This window comes from Mycolicibacterium komossense, assembly GCF_025822605.1.
In the GTDB taxonomy this organism is placed as follows: Bacteria; Actinomycetota; Actinomycetes; order Mycobacteriales; family Mycobacteriaceae; genus Mycobacterium; species Mycobacterium komossense.
Genome location: NZ_JACKTY010000048.1, coordinates 43,774 through 62,170, shown reverse-complemented (window position 1 = coordinate 62,170; position 18,397 = coordinate 43,774). Strand labels below are relative to the sequence as shown.

16 protein-coding genes are annotated in these 18,397 nt (G+C 66.7%); 13 read left to right on the top strand and 3 right to left on the bottom strand.

Going from position 1 to position 18,397, the window contains the following annotated elements:
- Nucleotides 1-9: 9 nt before the first annotated feature.
- The 3 genes from H7J73_RS28955 (at nt 10) to H7J73_RS28945 (ending at nt 2,561) form a co-directional block, all read left to right on the top strand.
- Nucleotides 10-1,503, top strand: coding sequence for an aldehyde dehydrogenase family protein (locus H7J73_RS28955; protein ID WP_264071264.1), 1,494 nt, complete (start codon nt 10-12; stop codon nt 1,501-1,503).
- Between the two features lie 108 nt (nt 1,504-1,611).
- Nucleotides 1,612-2,067 carry a hypothetical protein gene (locus H7J73_RS28950; protein WP_264071263.1) on the top strand — a complete coding sequence of 152 codons (456 nt, stop codon included), beginning with the start codon at nt 1,612-1,614 and terminating at the stop codon, nt 2,065-2,067.
- Nucleotides 2,064-2,561 (top strand): flavin reductase family protein, encoded by a 498-nt coding sequence (locus H7J73_RS28945; protein ID WP_264071262.1) that lies wholly within the window; start codon nt 2,064-2,066, stop codon nt 2,559-2,561. Before H7J73_RS28950 ends, H7J73_RS28945 begins: the two co-directional genes overlap by 4 nt.
- Nucleotide 2,562: 1 nt before the next feature.
- On the opposite strand, the gene H7J73_RS28940 is transcribed toward H7J73_RS28945, so the two are convergent.
- Entirely contained in the window at nt 2,563-3,756 is a 1,194-nt protein-coding gene (locus H7J73_RS28940; protein ID WP_264071261.1) for a LuxR C-terminal-related transcriptional regulator, read from the bottom strand.
- On the bottom strand, nt 3,753-4,844 hold the full coding sequence (locus H7J73_RS28935; RefSeq protein WP_264071260.1) for a LuxR family transcriptional regulator: 1,092 nt from the start codon (nt 4,842-4,844) through the stop codon (nt 3,753-3,755). The genes H7J73_RS28940 and H7J73_RS28935 overlap by 4 nt, the downstream gene beginning before the upstream one ends.
- A gap of 219 nt (nt 4,845-5,063) precedes the next feature.
- Here H7J73_RS28935 and H7J73_RS28930 point away from each other — a divergent pair, with 219 nt between their 5' ends.
- From H7J73_RS28930 to H7J73_RS28895, 8 genes are all read left to right on the top strand, one after another.
- Nucleotides 5,064-5,912, top strand: a complete 849-nt coding sequence (locus tag H7J73_RS28930; RefSeq protein ID WP_353962011.1) for an NAD(P)H-dependent flavin oxidoreductase — start codon at nt 5,064-5,066, stop codon at nt 5,910-5,912.
- A 165-nt stretch (nt 5,913-6,077) separates the two neighbouring features.
- Nucleotides 6,078-7,676, top strand: coding sequence for an acyl-CoA carboxylase subunit beta (locus H7J73_RS28925; protein WP_264071258.1), 1,599 nt, complete (start codon nt 6,078-6,080; stop codon nt 7,674-7,676).
- Between the two features lie 7 nt (nt 7,677-7,683).
- Nucleotides 7,684-9,699 carry an ATP-binding protein gene (locus H7J73_RS28920; RefSeq protein WP_264071257.1) on the top strand — a complete coding sequence of 672 codons (2,016 nt, stop codon included), beginning with the start codon at nt 7,684-7,686 and terminating at the stop codon, nt 9,697-9,699.
- Nucleotides 9,696-10,454 carry an enoyl-CoA hydratase/isomerase family protein gene (locus tag H7J73_RS28915; RefSeq protein WP_264071256.1) on the top strand — a complete coding sequence of 253 codons (759 nt, stop codon included), beginning with the start codon at nt 9,696-9,698 and terminating at the stop codon, nt 10,452-10,454. The genes H7J73_RS28920 and H7J73_RS28915 overlap by 4 nt, the downstream gene beginning before the upstream one ends.
- Entirely contained in the window at nt 10,454-11,248 is a 795-nt protein-coding gene (locus tag H7J73_RS28910; RefSeq protein ID WP_264071255.1) for a TIGR03084 family metal-binding protein, read from the top strand. Before H7J73_RS28915 ends, H7J73_RS28910 begins: the two co-directional genes overlap by 1 nt.
- Nucleotides 11,245-13,083 carry an acyclic terpene utilization AtuA family protein gene (locus tag H7J73_RS28905; RefSeq protein WP_264071254.1) on the top strand — a complete coding sequence of 613 codons (1,839 nt, stop codon included), beginning with the start codon at nt 11,245-11,247 and terminating at the stop codon, nt 13,081-13,083. The genes H7J73_RS28910 and H7J73_RS28905 overlap by 4 nt, the downstream gene beginning before the upstream one ends.
- An 83-nt stretch (nt 13,084-13,166) precedes the next feature.
- Nucleotides 13,167-13,598 (top strand): type II toxin-antitoxin system Rv0910 family toxin, encoded by a 432-nt coding sequence (locus H7J73_RS28900; RefSeq protein ID WP_264071253.1) that lies wholly within the window; start codon nt 13,167-13,169, stop codon nt 13,596-13,598.
- A 78-nt stretch (nt 13,599-13,676) separates the two neighbouring features.
- Nucleotides 13,677-14,531, top strand: coding sequence for a rhomboid family intramembrane serine protease (locus H7J73_RS28895; protein ID WP_264071252.1), 855 nt, complete (start codon nt 13,677-13,679; stop codon nt 14,529-14,531).
- Between the two features lie 3 nt (nt 14,532-14,534).
- Here H7J73_RS28895 and H7J73_RS28890 read toward each other — a convergent pair whose 3' ends face one another.
- Nucleotides 14,535-14,807: a hypothetical protein gene (locus H7J73_RS28890; protein WP_264071251.1), complete on the bottom strand. Its 273-nt coding sequence runs from the start codon at nt 14,805-14,807 to the stop codon at nt 14,535-14,537.
- A gap of 144 nt (nt 14,808-14,951) precedes the next feature.
- Here H7J73_RS28890 and H7J73_RS28885 point away from each other — a divergent pair, with 144 nt between their 5' ends.
- Together H7J73_RS28885 and H7J73_RS28880 are read left to right on the top strand one after the other, a co-directional pair.
- Nucleotides 14,952-15,956, top strand: coding sequence for a zinc-binding dehydrogenase (locus H7J73_RS28885; RefSeq protein WP_264071250.1), 1,005 nt, complete (start codon nt 14,952-14,954; stop codon nt 15,954-15,956).
- Between the two features lie 35 nt (nt 15,957-15,991).
- Nucleotides 15,992-18,379: a flippase-like domain-containing protein gene (locus H7J73_RS28880; RefSeq protein WP_264071249.1), complete on the top strand. Its 2,388-nt coding sequence runs from the start codon at nt 15,992-15,994 to the stop codon at nt 18,377-18,379.
- Nucleotides 18,380-18,397: the final 18 nt, after the last annotated feature.

Below are 18,397 nucleotides of genomic sequence, written 5' to 3'. Positions count from 1 at the left end.
GAGCTCTACGTGCCCAACCACTACTCGATGTATATCGACGGCAAATGGATCGACACCGACGATGTCTACGAAATCCGCAGTCCCGCAACCGAAGAACTCGTGGCGACGGTGGCCAAAGGCCGCGTCGAACACGTCGACTCCGCCGTGGCCGCCGCCAAGGGTTCCTTCGACGAGGGCACCTGGCGACGCACCCCACCCGCGGAGCGCGCCGCGCTGATCAACGACGTGGCACTGCGGCTGGCCGCTCGCGGGGAGGAACTGGCCGCCCTGCAGTCGCAGGAGAACGGCGCCACCATCCGTATCACCGGCGCCCTGCACGTCGGCCTGTCTGTCGGGCAGCTCCAGTATCTGGCCGCGATCGCGCAGACCTACGAGTGGGAAACCCCCGGTCCCGCAATCGAACCCATCGCCGCCGACGGGATCGTGGTACGCCAGCCCATCGGGGTCGTCGCGGCCATCGTGCCGTGGAACATCCCGCTGCTGACCACAGTGTGGAAGATCGGACCCGCGTTGGTCGCCGGGAACTCCGTGGTCCTCAAACCCGATGAGCACGCTCCCCTGCTGCCGCTGGAACTGGCCCGTGAATTCGACGCCGCCGGACTGCCGCCAGGTGTACTCAACGTCGTCACCGGCGACGGAGAACCCGTGGGTGCGCACCTGTCCGGCCACCCCGATGTCCGCAAGGTCGCGTTCACCGGGTCGACCGCGGTGGGCAAGAGCATCCTGCGCCAGTCCGCCGACTCGATCCGGCGCGTCACGCTGGAGCTCGGGGGCAAGGGCGCGAACATCATCCTCGACAGCGCTGATATCGACATGGCGGTCGACGGGGCACTTTTCGCCTGCATGGCCAACAACGGTGAGGCCTGCGAGGCCGGCACCCGGCTACTGATCCCGGCCGCCCGGCGCGACGAGATCGTCGAGAAACTGGTGGCGCGTGGAGCGACGCTACAGCTCGGCGACCCGTTGGCACCCACCACCCACATCGGGCCCATCGTCTCGGCCACCCAGCGGGACCGCATCCTGGATTACTTCCGCATCGCAGCCGACGAGGGCGCCACCCTCGCCCTTGGCGGAAAGGCCCCGACCGGCCCCGGCTTCGACAAGGGCTACTGGATCGAGCCGACGATCTTCGTCGACGTCAGCAACGACATGCGGGTAGCCCGCGAAGAGGTATTCGGGCCCGTCCTGGTGGTGCTCACCTACGACACCGTCGACGAGGCCGTGGCCGTCGCCAACGACACCAGATACGGACTCTCGGCCGGCGTCTGGGGGGACGCGGAGGAGGCGCAGCAGGTGGCCCGTCGACTCGACGCGGGCATGGTGTGGGTGAACAACTGGCACATCATCCACCCGGCCTACCCGTTCGGCGGATTCAAGGAGAGCGGGCTGGGCCGTGAGGGCGGACCCGGCGCCATCGATGAATACGTGGAGCAGAAGTTCATCGCGGTCGACCGTTCCGGTGGCATCGAGAACAAGGCATTCGCCCTGGTCATAGACCCTTAGGGAAGTGCGACTGACCTGCGAAGACCTCCCCGCATGCCCAAACCCGTCCGATGCGGGCATGCGGGGACCACACATTTTGTTACGCCAAGCATTGGGGAGTCACACCGAATGACGACCACGTTCCCGAGGGGCAGCATGCCGAACTTCGATATCTCACCGAGCGGGCCACTGCGCATTGGTGTCGACCATGCCCCCAACGGTGCGATTCGGATCCGCGCGACAGACCTGCGCGGCGTTACCCAGCGAGCCGCCGCCGTTCGTGCGGATCACCCGGACGCGGTCGTGGTGGTCGATATCGAGGCGATGATCGCCCGCGACGCGCAGTCCGCCCGCTCGGCCCTGGCCCAGGCCGGGTGGGACCGCGGGGACACGCTGCTCTACGTCGGAACGCCTGCCGGTCTGGCCGGTCTGATCGCCGATATCCACGCCCTCGCCATCGCCGACGGAGCTGTGCTGCTGCCGGTCACCGACGCTGCCCGCGTCCTCATCTTCGACGAGGTACTACCCGAACTTTCGACGATGGGCCCGATCTCGTCGCTGACCCGTGAGCCCCGCCCGGCATGACGGTCACTGCCGACACCTATCGCGCTGCACTGCGACGCCACCCCGCCGGCGTCGCCGTGATCACCCTGATGTCGCCGCCGGGTCCGGTCGGGTTCACGGCGACATCGTTCGCGTCACTGTCACTCGACCCGCCGCTGGTGTCGTTCAACATCACCCACACATCCTCCAGTATTGCCGCCCTAGGGTCGGCCGACTCGCTGCTCGTGCACCTACTCGGCGAGCATCAATTGGAGGTGGCACGCCGCTTCTCCCGCAGCGCCGAGCACCGGTTCGCCGACGAATCTCTCTGGACCACAATCGAAACCGGCGAGCCACTGCTACACGGCACGCCGACCTGGTTACGCATCACGCCGGATCAGCTGATCGCCGCGGGCGACTCGACCCTGGTGATCGGTGCGGTCACCAGGATTCATGTCGACGACGCGGCAACCCCGAGCGCACTGCTCTACCACGACGGGAACTATCTGGGCACAGCGGCGGCGGGTGCCGGGTAGCTCAATCCCGCAGCGCCCAGGCGATCGCCTGCGCGCGGTTGACCGCCCCGTACTTCCGAAGAATGTGTTTGACATGGGATTTCACCGTGCCTTCGGTGATCACCAGCTCGTCGGCGATCGCCTGATTACTGGCGCCGGTAACCATCAGGTCGAACACCTCTACCTCACGCTCGGTCAGGCCGACGGCGCCCCTGCGTCCGCCACCGGGCCCGGTCGCACCGGGCGGGCCAGATCGGTCGTCGCTGTCCCCGCCGGCGCGGCGCAGCGACGCCATCTCCGATTCACACAGGTCGTCGATCCGGTCGATCGCACCAAAGAACAGGTCGCGCACACTGTCGCGGTGAGCCCTGAGTCGTTCCAGCAGGATCGTGCGCTCGTAGATATGACTGAAGCCGTCGGCAAAGGCCCACAACACATCTCGATCGGTCTCATCGACCCGTCGAGGTAGTGGGTGATGGTCGGAGTGCAGAAAGCCGATCACGTCGCTGCCATGCACCAGGGGGGCGAGCACATACGAGCGGGAGTGACCCGCGTTGATGATCAGGGGTCGGTACACAGGAGCGCTGGCGGTGTCGAATACCAGCACTGGACGCCGGCGCGAGAGCATCTCCGCCTCGGGCGCAGAGTCCATCAGCGGAACCAGCTGACCCACCCAGTCGCTGAACCACGGATTCGAATCGTTGGTCGGATTCTCCATGATCAACGGCTTCCAGCCGGCGCTTTCCACCCGCGAGAGCACCGCGCGGTGGAAACCACAGCGCTGCACCAGTTCTTCGCACGCACTTTCCATCAGGGCGGTCGCGTTGGGCATGCACCTCAGCCGGCCCAGACCAGCAGCACAGTCGGCAAGCCGCTGCCCCCGCATCGAGGTCTCGTGTAGATACCAGTCCATGGCGGCCTGCTGCAGGTCGAGGATCAAATCGCACAGTGCTTGGGCAGCAGCGATATCGGCGCCCTTCGTCCGGCGCAACCGGTCGATGCAGGAATGTGTCAGCACGGAGATCACCTCGGCTGACCGCCACGGCACATCCCAGTCGACGACGGGCAGGACGGAACCGTCACCGAGCGTTGCGCCGGTTCTTTCCCGCAACGTCTTGAGGCGTTCCACCAAAGCGATTTCCCGCGTCCACCATTCGGATCTGGTGCGGGCAGCGCCAGGCGCCTTGGTGGTGTCACTGGCCATCGAAACGCTCATCGTGCCCGCCGTTCGTCGACTCGGGTCTCGCGCAGGTAGCAGGCGATTGCCGCGGCCCGGTTACCCGCGGCCAGCTTGTGCAGAATGTGTTTGACGTGAGATTTGACCGTGCTCTCGGCGACCGTCAGCCGATCTGCCAATTGAGCGTTCGTGGCGCCACTGGCCAGTAACGCCAGCACTTCGCGTTCCCGTGCGGTGAGCCTGGACAGGCGACTGGACTCGCGGGTTTCCCGAGATTCCTGGGTCCGGTCACGGTTCGACAACCCGAGCTGGCGTGGCGGCGTGACCCTGACCACCGAAACCACCTGCTGCAGTTGGGGGCTGGTGTCGATCGCCGCCGACGAGGCCGTCGCGGCGGCGCACACCTCGATCACCTGCCGGCGTTGTTCGTCGGCGCGTTCAGCGAGGCCGGCTCGTTCGTAGATCAAGCCGACCCCGTCGGCAAACATGCGCAGCAGATCCCGGTCCACATCACGCAGCGGCCGGGCACCGGACACGGAGTCTGCGTGCAACAGCGCAACCACCGACGTCCCCACGACGACCGGAGCAACCACATAATCCTGGGTGCCGGTGCGCTGCACCAACGCCACACACGTCCGGGGTTCGTGCTGTGCGTCCTGAACAAGAGCGGGCAGCCGGCGTCGCACGACTTCGGCCTCGACCAACGGCGAGGCCAGCGGGATCTCGAGTTCCTCGACGACGCCGTCGATCTCGAGCGTGACCCGACCGTCCGGATCGCCGGCGTACATGGCCTTCGGCAACCAGGTGGAACCCCGGATGCCCGACAACATCACTCGGCCGAACACCCGCGTTGCACACAATTCCCGCGGAGCGAGCTCCAGCACCGTGGCGGGAACGGTCTCCTGCCGGATCCGGGCCAACGCCTCCAGCACAGCGGACAGCGCTCCCTCGACCCGATCGCTGTCCCGCTGCGCCGATGCCGACGTGGCCGCACTCATATCCGCAAACCGGTCGGCCAACTCGGTGAAATCCAGCGTTGCCGACGCCAGGGGTGAGAGACCGGTGCTGATGGCGGACGCTCCTTCGGACCGACAGCCCGATGCGGGCCAGGATTTACTAGTGGCCACATCATTGGTGACGTGTATCACTTTGTCAAACGACCCGGCAGATCGCGTTCACATCGGGAGATGGCGCTGTGAGCATGCCCTCGAGTTGACATATCGCTGCGGGCATTAGTTATTGTGGATTCACTAACTAGCGTGCCGCAGCTGCAACCCCGAGGTGACACCGTGCCCCCCACCACCCCCTGGTCTGATCGGCTGACGATTCCGGCCATCGCCGCACCCATGACGGGGGTGTCAGGCCCGGATCTGGTGATCGCGACCTGCCGGAGCGGGGTCATCGGTTCATTTCCCACTCACAACGCGACCAGCACCGGCGCGCTCGACGACTGGTTGCGTCGAATCGCCGACGAGGTCGACGCCACCGACGCTCCCGTCGCGCCGAACCTGGTGGTGCATCGCAGCAACACCCGGCGGGATGCCGATCTGGATTGCCTGCTGCGCCACGGCGTCGAGCTGGTCATCGCCAGCGTCGGATCGCCTGCACCGGTGATCGAGCCACTGCACAGCGCGGGTGCAGCGGTCTACGCAGACGTGGCAAGCCTCGGACACGCCTGGCATGCGCTCGACGCCGGCGCCGACGGCCTGGTGCTGCTCACCGCCGGCGCGGGTGGCCAGACCGGCTGGGCGAATCCGTTCGCCTTCGTGCGTGCGATCCGGGAACGATTCGACGGGCCAGTGGTGCTCGCCGGGGGTATCAGCGACGGTCGGTCCATCTTCGCCGCCGAAGTCCTCGGCGCGGACCTGGCCTACCTCGGCACCCGCTTCATCGCCACCTATGAAAGCGCCGCCGACGACGACTACCGCAGCGCACTTGTCGAGGCCACCCTCGACGACATCCGACTTTCGTCGGATCTGGGCGGGATCCCCGCCAGTCTGCTGGCCGCCTGGCTGGACCGAACCGCAACGGACTCGCCGGCACGGACCGGCTTCGCCCAGGACCGGCTGCTCGCCAACCAGGACGCCTGGAGCGCGGGCCACAGCGTGTCCGGGGTCCACTCCGTGCTCAAGGTCGACGAGTTGGTGGCGACGCTGACTGCCGAGTATCGACAAGCGCGAAATAGTTACCGGTGACCAGCTTGTGGCCGAGAAGCCACACCGCCCTACTCCGTACGGACCCTTCATCTCACCAGATAGAGATGTTCCTCGGACTTCCACGCCGAACCAGGACCCACCCATTTAGCGTTTCTGTATTCACTATCCATCTGACCGCCATCACCACCGATTCCAGGGAAGACGATGCCCATCCTCACGTCGGACGTTGACACCGCCTCCGCGGCCTACCTGCACAACCGGGAGGTTCAATCCGCGGCTGTCGCGGCGTTGAACGAACAGCTCGAAATCGTCGCCGCGGGCGGCGGCGAACGCTACGTCAAGCGCCACCACGACCGCGGCAGGCTGCTGGCCCGTGAACGCATCGAGCTGCTGGTGGACCGGGACGCCCCCTTTATGGAGCTCTCGGCTCTGGCGGCCTGGGGCACCGAGTTCAACGTCGGCGCGGCCATCGTCACCGGCGTAGGGGTGATCAGCGGTACCGAATGCATGATCATCGCTCACGACCCGACCGTCCGCGGTGGCACGATGAACCCCTACACGCTGCGAAAGAACCTGCGCGCGTTGGATATCGCCACTGTCAATCGACTCCCGGTGGTTTACCTCGTGGAGTCCGGCGGCGCCGACCTGCCCACGCAGTCCGACTTGTTCGTCGACGCCGGGCGCATCTTTCAGAAGCTCACCGCGCTGTCCTCGATCGGCATCCCCACCATCTCCCTGGTCTTCGGCAACTCCACCGCGGGTGGCGCCTATGTGCCCGGCATGTGCGACTACGCCGTCCTGGTCGACAAAGCCGCCAAGGTGTTCCTCGGCGGGCCGCCGCTGGTCAAGATGGCCACCGGCGAAGAGTCCGATGACGAGTCGCTCGGCGGGGCCGATATGCACACCCGCGTCTCGGGCCTCGGCGACTACTTCGCCATCGACGAAGTCGATGCCATCCGCATCGGCCGCGATATCGTCGCTCACCTCAACTTCCGCAAGCTCGGCCCCGGGCCGACCCAGCCCGCCGACGATCCGCTTTTCGACGCAGAGGAGCTCCTGGGAATCGCGTCCGGCGACTCAAGGGTGCCGTTCGATCCGCGGGAGGTCATCGCCAGAGTGGTCGACGGGTCCCGGTTCTCCGAGTACAAGCCCCGGTGGGGTACCAGCCTGGCCACCGGGTGGGCGTCTGTGCACGGCTTCCCGGTCGGCATTCTCGCCAACACCCGCGGCGTCCTGTTCTCCGAAGAGTCCAAGAAGGCAACGGAATTCATCCTGCTGGCCAACCAGACCGATATCCCGCTGATCTTCCTGCAGAATGTCACCGGGTTCATGGTGGGCGCCGAATACGAGCAGGGCGGCATCATCAAGGACGGCGCGAAGATGATCAACGCCGTCACCAACAGCACCGTCCCCCACATCACCGTCAACATGGGTGGTTCGTTCGGCGCGGGCAACTACGGCATGTCCGGACGGGCGTACGACCCCCGATTCGTGTTCACCTGGGTCAACGCCAAGCTCGCGGTGATGGGTGCCGCACAGTTGGCCGGGGTGATGTCGATCGTCGGGAAGGCGGCCGCAGAGTCAGCCGGTCGTGAATTCGACGTCGAAGCCGACGCCAAGCGCACCGCCGAGATCGAGGCACAGATCGAACGCGAGTCTCATCCCTTCTTCATCTCGGGAAAGACCTACGACGACGGCGTCATCGACCCGCGCGACACCCGCTCGGTGCTCGGGATGGCCTTGTCCGCAGCACATTCCAACGTTGTCTCCGGCCGCCGCGGTTTCGGCGTATTCAGGATGTGAGGGCATCGTGTCAATCAAGAAGTCGACTATCAGGAAACTACTCATCGCCAACCGTGGCGAGATCGCGTCCCGGATCATCCGGACTGCGCGTGAGATGGACATCGCCACCGTCGCGCTCTACTCCGACGCCGATCTCGACGCGCCTTATGTGACGCAGGCAGACGAGGCCGTCGCGCTGCCCGGCACCGCCCCGGCGGACACCTACCTGCGGATCGATCTCGTCCTGGCGGCCGCTGCCCGCACCGGTGCCGACGCCGTCCACCCCGGTTACGGATTCCTTTCCGAGAACGCCGCTTTCGCACAGGCCTGCGCCGACGCCGGCATCATCTTCGTCGGCCCCAGTCCCGCGGCCATCACCGCGATGGGATCGAAGATCGCGGCCAAAGACATGATGCGGGCGGCCGGGGTGCCAGTGCTGCCCGGAGTCACCGTCGACAGCGACGCCGACGAGGATCCAGAAGCGCTACGTGCCGCCGCGACCGAGATCGGCTTCCCCATCCTGGTCAAGGCAGCGTTCGGCGGCGGCGGCCGAGGCATGCGCATCGTGGGTGACGAAGGCCAACTCGTCGACGCAGTCAGCAGCGCGCGGCGTGAGGCTGCCTCGGCATTCGGTGACGGAACGGTGTTCCTGGAGAAGTTCGTCGAGTCGCCCCGTCACGTCGAGGTGCAGATCTTCGGTGACCGGTACGGCACGCTGGTCCATCTCGGCGAGCGGGAATGCTCGATCCAGCGGCGCTACCAGAAGATCATCGAGGAAGCCCCTTCGCCCGTGGTCGACGACGCATTGCGCGACGAACTCGGCCGCGCAGCGGTCGCCGCCGGCAAGGCGCTGGCGTACGAGGGTGCGGGCACAGTCGAATTCGTGATGGCCGCCGACGGGTCCTTCTATTTCCTCGAAGTCAACACACGACTGCAGGTGGAACACCCGGTCACCGAACTGGTCACCGGCATCGATCTGGTGCGCGCCCAGCTGCTGGTCGCCGCGGGCGAGCCGTTGCCGCCGGAGATGCTGCACACGTCGCCCGTCGGACACGCCGTCGAGGTCCGGCTCTACGCCGAAGATGTTGCAGCGGGCTTCATCCCGGTGTCGGGCACCCTGACAACGCTGGAATTTCCCGAGCTACCCGGGATTCGGGTCGACGCCGGCTTTGCATCGGGCTCGGTGGTCAGCACGTTCTACGACCCGATGCTGGCCAAAGTCATCGGCTATGGGGCCACCCGCGACGAAGCCTGCAGCCGCGTCGCCCGGGCGCTGCGCGAGACCATGGTGCACGGTGTGATCACCAACCGGGACCTGTTGATCGGGATCCTGCGCGAGCCAGAATTCCGTTCGGGCGCAATCGATACCGGTTATCTGCAGCGCCATGAGCCCGCACAGCTCATGATCGCGAGCCCTGACCCGACCGCCGTGCACGCACTGGTGGCAGCGCTGTCCGCGCAGGCGGATCGCCGGTCTGCGACGACCATACTGCCCGGCCTGCCGTCGGGCTTCCGGACCCTCGTCGCGCAGCCCCAGCTGGTGGCGTTCACCGCTGGCGATACCGGAGTCGAGGTGCGCTACCGCTTCGAGCGCGGCGCATGGACCGTCTCGGTGGACGGCTGGCAACCCACGGTCCGGCTGCTCTCCGCCAGCACCGGGCACGTCGACGCCGAGATCGACGGCGTTCGACGCCGATATCAGGTAAAGCGCAGTGGTGCACTCTATTACGTGGACAGCGCACTGGGCTCGACCGCGCTGCACGAGGTCGAGCGGTTCCCCGATCCGAGTGCCGTTCAGGAGGCCGGCTCGCTACTGGCACCGATGCCGGGATCGGTGGTGCGCATCGAGGTGATCGAGGGCGACCGGGTGATGGCGGGCACCGCGGTGATCGTGCTGGAAGCGATGAAGATGGAACACACCGTGCGGGCTCCCGCCGACGGCGTGGTCGCGACGATCGCGGTGGCGACCGGTGACCAGGTCGATTCCGGTCAAGTGCTGGCCATCGTGTCCGACAGCGTCTCCGATGTAGGAGCCGACGCATGAGCGTGACCTACGAGCTCCGCAACGGAGTCGCATGGTTGACGATCGACCGCCCCGAGGCCCGCAACAGCCTGAACAAGGCAGTGCGTGACGGCCTATTCGACGGAGTTCGGCGGTTCAACGGGGACGACGCCGCCAAGGTGCTGGTCCTGACCGGCGTCGGCGAGAAAGCGTTCTGCGCCGGTGGTGACCTCAAAGAGATGTCAGCAGACGCGCTGGCCATCCCGCCGGTCGACTACGTCCCGCAGTTCGGCCGCAACATCACCGTGGACAAACCCACCATCGCAGCGGTCAACGGTGCCGCATTCGCGGGCGGGTTTCTGCTGGCGCAAACCTGCGATCTGTGTGTCGCCGCCACCACCGCACAGTTCGGCATCACGGAGGCCAGGGTCGGCCGCGGCTCGCCGTGGGCTGCGCCGCTGCCCCTGATGATCCCGCGCAGGGTGGCGTTGGAGCTGACGCTGACCGGTGCCCCGCTGTCGGCGCAGCGCGCCTATGAGATCGGCTTTGTGAACCGGCTCGCCGAGCCCGGCGACCTCGCCGAAGTGACGCAGGAGCTAGCCGAGCAGATTGCTGCCAACGCCCCGATGTCGGTGGCGGCCGGGAAGCAGACGGCCACGCTGACCGCCGAATATCCGCTCAGCGAGGCTTTCGACCGCGCCGAGACTCTCTGGGCACCCGTCTATCTCAGCGATGACGCACAAGAGGGCATGGCGGCATTCAAAGAAAAACGCGCTCCCCAGTGGAAAGGCAAGTAATGGCACTCGACTACATCGGCCTGCTGGCCGACCTGCGCTTCGAATCCGACCGTCTGATCGAACATCTCGCGCCGTTGACCAGCGTTCAGTGGGATCTGCCCACCCCCGCACTGGGCTGGTCGATCAAAGACCAGGTATCCCACCTGGCCTTCTTCGACGATTCGACGTACCTCTCGCTCACCCACCCTGACGAATTCCGCATCGAGGCAGCAGATCTCGTTGCAGGCGGGATGGATTTTCCCGACCGCATCGCCGCACGGCACCGAGTCCTCACCGCTTCGACACTGCTGGATTGGTTCGTCGACTCCCGGAGGCAACTGTCTGCCGGGTTCGCCGGCGAGGATCCCAAGCGCCGGCTGCCATGGTTCGGCCCTGATATGAGCGTGGCGTCCGCGGCCACCGCCCGGCTGATGGAGACGTGGGCGCACGGCCAGGACATCTACGACACCATCGGAGTTACCCATCCGACCAGTCCAGGCCTGCGTAGCATCGCTCATCTCGGCGTGGCCACCTTCGGTTTCGCCCACTCACTGAACGGGCTGATCGTTCCCGACGATCCAGTGCGCATCGAATTGCGCTCGCCCACTGACGATCTGTGGGTCTGGGGGCCTGCTGACGCCGCGCAGCGGGTGACGGGCCCGGCCACAGACTTCGTTCTCACCGTCACCCAGCGCAGGCATTGGACGGAGACCGCGCTGACCGCCGAGGGCGCGGTGGCTGCCGGTTGGCTCGATATCGCACAGGCTTTCGCCGGGGCACCCAGCCGACGCGAGGCGCAGGCGGTACAGCCATGAGCACGGCCCGTCCGGTCCGCATCGGCAACGCGTCGGCCTTCTACGGCGACCGACTGGCCTCGATGCGGCTTCTCCTGGAGAACTCCGGTGGCGGCGACATCGACGTCATCACCGGCGACTATCTTGCTGAACTCACGATGTTGATCCTGTGGAAGGCCAGGCAGAAGGATCCGTCCACCGGCTATGCGCGCACCTTCCTCACTCAGTTTCAGCAGGTGTTCCTGGACTGCGCCGCCCGCGGCATCAAGATCGTCGTCAACGCCGGGGGCCTGAACCCCTCGGGGATGGCCGAGCAGATTCGCGGCATCATCGCCGATGCCGGCGTCGACCTGAAAGTCGCCCACGTCGAGGGCGACGATCTGATCCCGCGGCTGGCCGAGCTTCGGGCTGCTGGCCTTCCCTTCACCCACCTCGACACCGGCAGCACACTCGATGACGCCGGAGTGCACCCTGTTTCGGCGAATGCTTACCTGGGCGGCTTCGGGATCGCGGCCGGCCTGCGGCGCGGCGCCGACGTAGTGGTCACCGGGCGGGTCACCGACGCGGCACTGGTCGTCGGTGTCGGCGCATGGTGGCACGACTGGGCGCGCACCGATTACGACGCGCTCGCCGGCGCGGTCGCGGCCGGACACATCATCGAGTGCGGCCCGCAGGCCTGCGGCGGGAACTACTCCCAGCTTGCCGAGATCGCCGACCGTCGCTACCCGGGCTCCCCCATCGCCGAACTCGCCCACGACGGCAGCTTCGTGATCACCAAGCACAACGGCACCGGCGGACTGGTCAGCCCGGGCACCGTCACCGCCCAACTCCTCTATGAAGTCAGCTCCCCGGCTTACGCCAACCCCGATGTCGTCGCGCATTTCGATTCGATGAGCGTCACCGTCGACGGGCCGGACCGGGTGCTGGTGGCGGGCACCAAGGGATCCGCGCCGCCGCCGACGCTGAAGGTTGCGATGAACTACATCGGTGGTCACCGCAACACCATGACCATGGTCCTGACCGGTCTGGACATCGAGGACAAAGCAGCCTGGGCAGTCGACGAGCTCTTCGAAATACTGGGTGGGCGAGAGACTTTCGACGATGTCGATGTCCAGCTGTTGCGCTACGACCAGCCGGAGCCGACGCGCCTGAGCGAGGCGACCGCACACCTGCGGGTGACGGTCAAAGACCGCGACCGCAAGAAGGTGGATCGGACGTTCTCGGACGCGGTGCTGGAACTCTATGTCGGTGGCTACCCCGGATTTCACACGACCACACCGCCGACCTCGGCCAGCGAATTCGGGGTGTACTGGCCGACACTGGTACCCGCAGACGAGGTCGAGCACGTCGTCGTGCACGCCGACGGCTCACGAGAAGTCATCGCACACAACGCCGAAACGGCGGTACCTGTCGAACCGCCCCCGGCGATCGCTCCACCCCCCGTCGACCTCGGACCCACCACCCGCCGCCCGCTCGGCACCGTCATCGCCGCCCGCTCCGGCGACAAAGGCGGCAACGCCAACGTCGGCGTCTGGACCGACACCGCCGAACGCTGGGACTGGTTACACACCCACCTGACTGCGGACAGGTTCGCCGAACTGGTCCCCGAAGCCGCCGGACTCGTCGTGCGCCGCTACGAGTTCCCCAACCTGCGCGCCCTGAACTTCGTCATCGTCGGGTTCCTGGGCGACGGGGTGGCCTCGTGTACCAAGACCGACCCGCAAGCCAAGGGGCTCGGCGAATACGTACGCGCCCTGTCCACCCACATCCCCGACAAGCTGGTGTCCCAGGACACCCGCGGCACAGATCGACGTCGACCATCCAGCGCGTGCGGGTTGCCACCGCGTTCGTACTGACGCAATCCACGTCCGAACTACGCGTCTGAACTACTCTGTGCGCCCGAGCGTAGTAATCAGGTCGAGCGGGTAAGGGTGCGGTTATGGCTAGCGTCGACGTGTCGGTGTCCTCCCACCTGGAACCGGACAAGGCCTGGGCACTGGCATCCAACCTGGGCCGGTTCGGCGAGTGGCTGACTATCTTCGGGGGGTGGAAGAGCGTCGTCCCGGACGAGATCGAGGTCGGCACGGCAGTCTCCTCCCTGATCAAGGTGAAAGGTTTCCGCAACGTCATCCACTGGCAGGTCACGGCCTACGACGCGCCAAAACGCATCGCACTGCAAGGCAGCGGGCGCGGCAGCGTGCGGATCGCGCTCACCATGACGGTGACCGACCGTGCCCCGGGATCGACGTTTCACCTGATGGCAGAGCTCAGTGGCGCGCTGCTCAATGGTCCTGTCGGCATGCTGGTGGCCAGAGTCCTGGAAGCGGACGTCCGCAGATCGGTGGAAAACCTCGCGGCACTAGGCAGTTAACTCGTCCGCGTCGACGCCCGCATCGGTAGGGGACGCATATAGTCGAGCCCTCATCCCCGCGGATCTGAGAGCACATCGATGAGCATTCCGAGCACCCCAGAAACTCCTGCCGAGACACCGACCTGTTACCGGCACCCCCAGCAACCGACCTACGTTCGGTGCGTCCGTTGCCAGCGCTACATCTGCCCCGCCTGCATGCGCGACGCCGCCGTCGGCCATCAATGCGTGGACTGCGTCCGCGAAGGCGCCAAGACGATTCCCACCCCGCGCACGCGGTTCGGCGGGCGGCAACCCTCGTCGAACACGCCGGTGATCACCTATACGTTGATCGCGATCAACGTGGTGGCGTTCATCCTGCAGACGGTGTCGTCCGGCGTGCAGCGGATGTTCGCCCTCTGGTCTCCGGCTGTCGCCGACGGCGATTTCTATCGCCTGCTCACGTCGGCGTTCCTGCACTACGGCATCGTCCACCTGCTCTTCAACATGTATGCCCTGTACGTGGTCGGGCCGCCGTTGGAGAGGTGGCTGGGCCGGTTGCGATTCGGCGCGCTCTACGGCCTCAGCGCGCTCGGCGGTTCGGTACTGGTGTACCTGATTTCGCCGTTGAACAGCGCCACCGCCGGCGCGTCCGGCGCCGTTTTCGGGCTGTTCGGCGCGACCTTCGTCGTCGCCAGGGCACTCAGCCTCGATGTCCGCTGGGTCATCGGCCTGATCGGTATCAACGTCGTGATGTCGTTCGTGGTGCCCGGGATCAGCTGGCAGGGACACGCAGGTGGCCTGGTCACCGGCGCCGCCGTCGCGGCGGCGTACGCCTATGCGCCGCGCGGACGCCGGAACCTCATCCAGGGGTCGGCGACCCTCGCCGTCATCGCGCTGTTCGCGGGCCTGATCTGGTGGCGGACCAACGCACTGCTCACCCTGTTCGGCGGTTGAGCTTTACGACGCGACCGTCGCCAGCGGCCGCCTCGGCGGCTGTTGGTTCTGCGAGAAGGCCGTGCATGTGCCCAGATGGCTTGCCACACAAGGAATTCCGTTGACAGTCGGGGCACTGCCCTCGACATAGCACTGACCACTGTAGACGTTGATCTGGTGACCGGGCGGGCAGCCCTGCGCAGCGGCGACCGGCAGCGTCGTCGGACTCATCGCGACCATCAGCGCAGCGCAGCATCCCGCCGTCACCAGCCGGTATGTCCCGAGACGACTCACCATGGTCGAAGCTTAACGACACACCGCTAGACATCGGACCTCACAGCGGCTAAGCAGACCAGGTGAGCGCACCATCGAGCAGTATCGGGATCGGCGAGTTCGGGTCACTGCCACAGCAATGAATCCGGCGGCCGACAGGAGATCCACATGCGGGCGGTAGTCATCACCAGACACGGCGCCCCGTCGGTGCTGCAGGTGCAGAACCGACCCGCCCCCGGGCCGCCTGCGGCCGGCCGGATCCAGATCGCGGTGCGCGCGGCCGGGGTGAATTTCGCCGACCATCTGGCCAGGGTGGGGCTCTACCCCGGTGCACCGAAGGTGCCATCTGTCGTGGGTTACGAAGTGTCGGGCACGATCTGCGCCGTCGGGACCGGCGTCGACCCGGCCCGAGTGGGCGAGCGGGTGATCGCCGGGACCCGTTTCGGCGGATACGCCGAAATCGTGGACGTGGCCGCCTCCGATGTCATCAGCCTGCCCGGTTCGTTGAGCTTCGCCCAAGGTGCCGCCGTCCCGGTGAACTATGCGACCGCCTGGGCGGCGCTGCTGGGCTACGGATCGCTGCGCGCCGGTGAACGGGTGCTGGTACACGCCGCCGCCGGCGGAGTGGGCATCGCGGCGGTGCAACTGGCGAAATCGGTGGGCGCGGTGGTACATGGCACCGCGTCGCCCACCAAGCATGACCGGCTGCGTGAGCTGGGCGTCGACCGGGCCATCGACTATCGCCGGAAGGGCTGGTGGAAAGGCCTGGAGCCCTACGACCTGGTACTCGATGCGATGGGCGGGACGTCACTGCGCCGCTCGTACGCGCTCCTGCGTCCGGGCGGCCGGTTGGCGGCCTACGGTATCTCGGCTATCCAGCGGGGTGAGACCCGCTCACTGCGCACCGCGTTACCCCAGATCGCGTCCATGTTCCGCGGCTTCAACCTGCTCAAGCAACTCGACGAATCGAAAACCGTCATCGGCCTGAACATGCTGGGCCTGTGGGATGACCGCGGCACCCTGGAACCGTGGACGACACCGCTGACGGCGCTACTGACCGACGGCACCATCGCGCCCGTCGTACACGCGCAGGTGCCCTTCGCGGACGCCCCCGAGGCGCACCGCATCCTTGCCGCGCGCGAGAACATCGGCAAGGTCGTGCTCGTGCCATGAGGCTCGGTCAGTGCTTCCCGAGATAGGTTGACCGGATGCGAGTCGACGGGCGGGAAGTCTCCGTCACCGGCAACCTGCTGCAGCCGCTGCTCCGCAGGACCAACGACATCGTCCGCTTCGCCTTGGCCGCGGCGTTCCTAGCAGTCGTCATCACCAGTTCGCTGATCACCCGCAATGACTGGGTGGCGCTCGAACGGTCGATCTCCGACATCGTCGGGGTGCTGACACCCACCCAGTCGAACCTGGTCTACCTGCTCTACGGTGTCGCGATCCTGGCGTTGCCATTCGTGATCCTGATCGGGTTGATCGCAGCGCAGCAGTGGAAACTACTCGGCGCCTACGGCGCAGCCGGCCTGATCGCCGTCCTGTCGCTGTCGATCACCGGCAACGGAATAGCCGCGCCGCGATGGCATTTCGATCTCGACGACCGACTCCGCACGGTGCTGTCGCAGTTCCTCGACGACCCTCGCTGGATCGCGATGCTGGCCGCCGTGCTCACGGTGTCCGGCCCCTGGCAGCCGGCCCGCTGGCGCCGGTGGTGGTGGACGCTCCTGCTGGCGTTCGTGCCGATTCACCTCGTCGTGAGCGCCGTGGTGCCGGCCCGCTCACTACTCGGTCTCGCGGTCGGCTGGTTCGTCGGCGCCCTGACCGTTCTGGTGGTCGGCACACCCGCACTGGAAGTGCCCCTCGACGGCGCGGTCCGGGCGTTGGTCCGGCAGCGGTTCCCGGTCACCGGTCTGGCGGTCGATCGCCCGGCCGGCCCGGGGCCACTGGTGCTGACGGCCACCGCCGAAGGGTCCGACGGCGCTCCTCCAGCGCAGGCAATCATCGAGATGTACGGACCCAACCAGCGCAGCGGCGGCTTCTTCCGCCAGGTCTGGCGATGGCTGCGGCTGCGCAACAGCGAGACATCACCGTTGATCGCCTCGATGCGCCGCGCCGTCGAACACCGCGCGTTGATGGCCATCGCCGTCGGAGATGTGGGGGTCGCGAACACCAGCCCGATCGCCGTGGCCGCGCTCGACCGCGGCTGGACGTTGTATGCACGCAGTCCCGAACGCGGGGTGACGGTCGACTCCTCCTCGGGGCCCGATGCGGTCACTCTGGTGTGGACGTCACTCGGTGTGCTGCACAGCCATCAGATCGCCCACGGCGACCTGCGTACCAGCGAGATCACCCTCGACGACGGCACCGCGCTCTTCGGTGGTTTCGGTAGCGCCGAGTTCGGCGCCTCCGAGGTGCAACTGCAGGCCGATATCGCCCAGCTGCTGGTGTCGACGACGGCGACCTTCGGCGCCGAACCCGCGGTACGCGCCGCTATCGGCGTCTTCGATAAGGACACGGTGCTGACGGCATCCCGCCGGCTGACGAAATCCGCGGTGCCGGCGCGTATTCGGAATTCGGTGACCGATGCCGGCGCCGTCATCACCGCCGCGCGCGACGAGGTGATGCACGAGACCGGCGCGGATCAGATCAAGGCCGAAACGATCACCAGGTTCACCCGCAACCAGGTGATCCAGATGGTGCTGCTGGTGGCGCTGGTCTACGTCGCCTACCCCTTCATCAGCACCGTGCCTGCCTTCTTCGCCGAACTGCGCAACGCGAACTGGTGGTGGGCACTGCTCGGGCTGACGGTATCGGCGCTGACGTACGTCGGCGCGGCGATGGCGCTGTGGGCCTGCGCCGCCGGCCTGGTCAGCTTCCGCAATCTGGTGATCATGCAGGTGGCCAACACCTTTGCCGCGACGACCACGCCCGCGGGTGTCGGCGGTCTGGCGCTGAGCACCCGCTTCCTACAGAAGGGCGGCCTCGGCGCGCTGCGGGCCACCGCGGCGGTCGCTCTGCAGCAGACGGTGCAGGTGATCACCCACGTGGCCCTGCTGATCCTGTTCAGCGTCGCGGCGGGCACCTCCGCGGACCTGTCACACTTCGTACCGAGTGCGACGGTGTTGTACCTGATCGGCGGCGCCGCTCTCGGCGTCGTCGGCACCTTCATGTTCGTCCCGAGACTGCGGCGCTGGCTCGGGACGGCGGTCCGGCCCCGCCTGACGGAGGTTCTCAGCGAACTCGCCGAGCTGGCCCGCGAACCCAAGCGACTCGCTTTGATCGTATTGGGCTGTGCGGCAACAACTCTGGGCGCAGCCCTGGCGCTGTGGGCGAGTGTGATGGCCTTCGGCGGCGGCACCACGTTCATCACGGTCACCGTCGTCACCATGGTTGGCGGGACGCTGGCCTCGGCGGCGCCTACCCCCGGCGGCGTCGGCGCAGTGGAAGCGGCGTTGATCGGTGGCCTCGCCGCGTTCGGAGTGCCCACCGCCGTGGCGGTGCCATCGGTGCTGCTCTACCGGGTGTTGACGTGTTGGCTGCCGGTTTTCGTCGGCTGGCCGGTGATGCGGTGGCTCACCAGGAAAGACATGATCTAGTCGGACAATTCAGTCCGG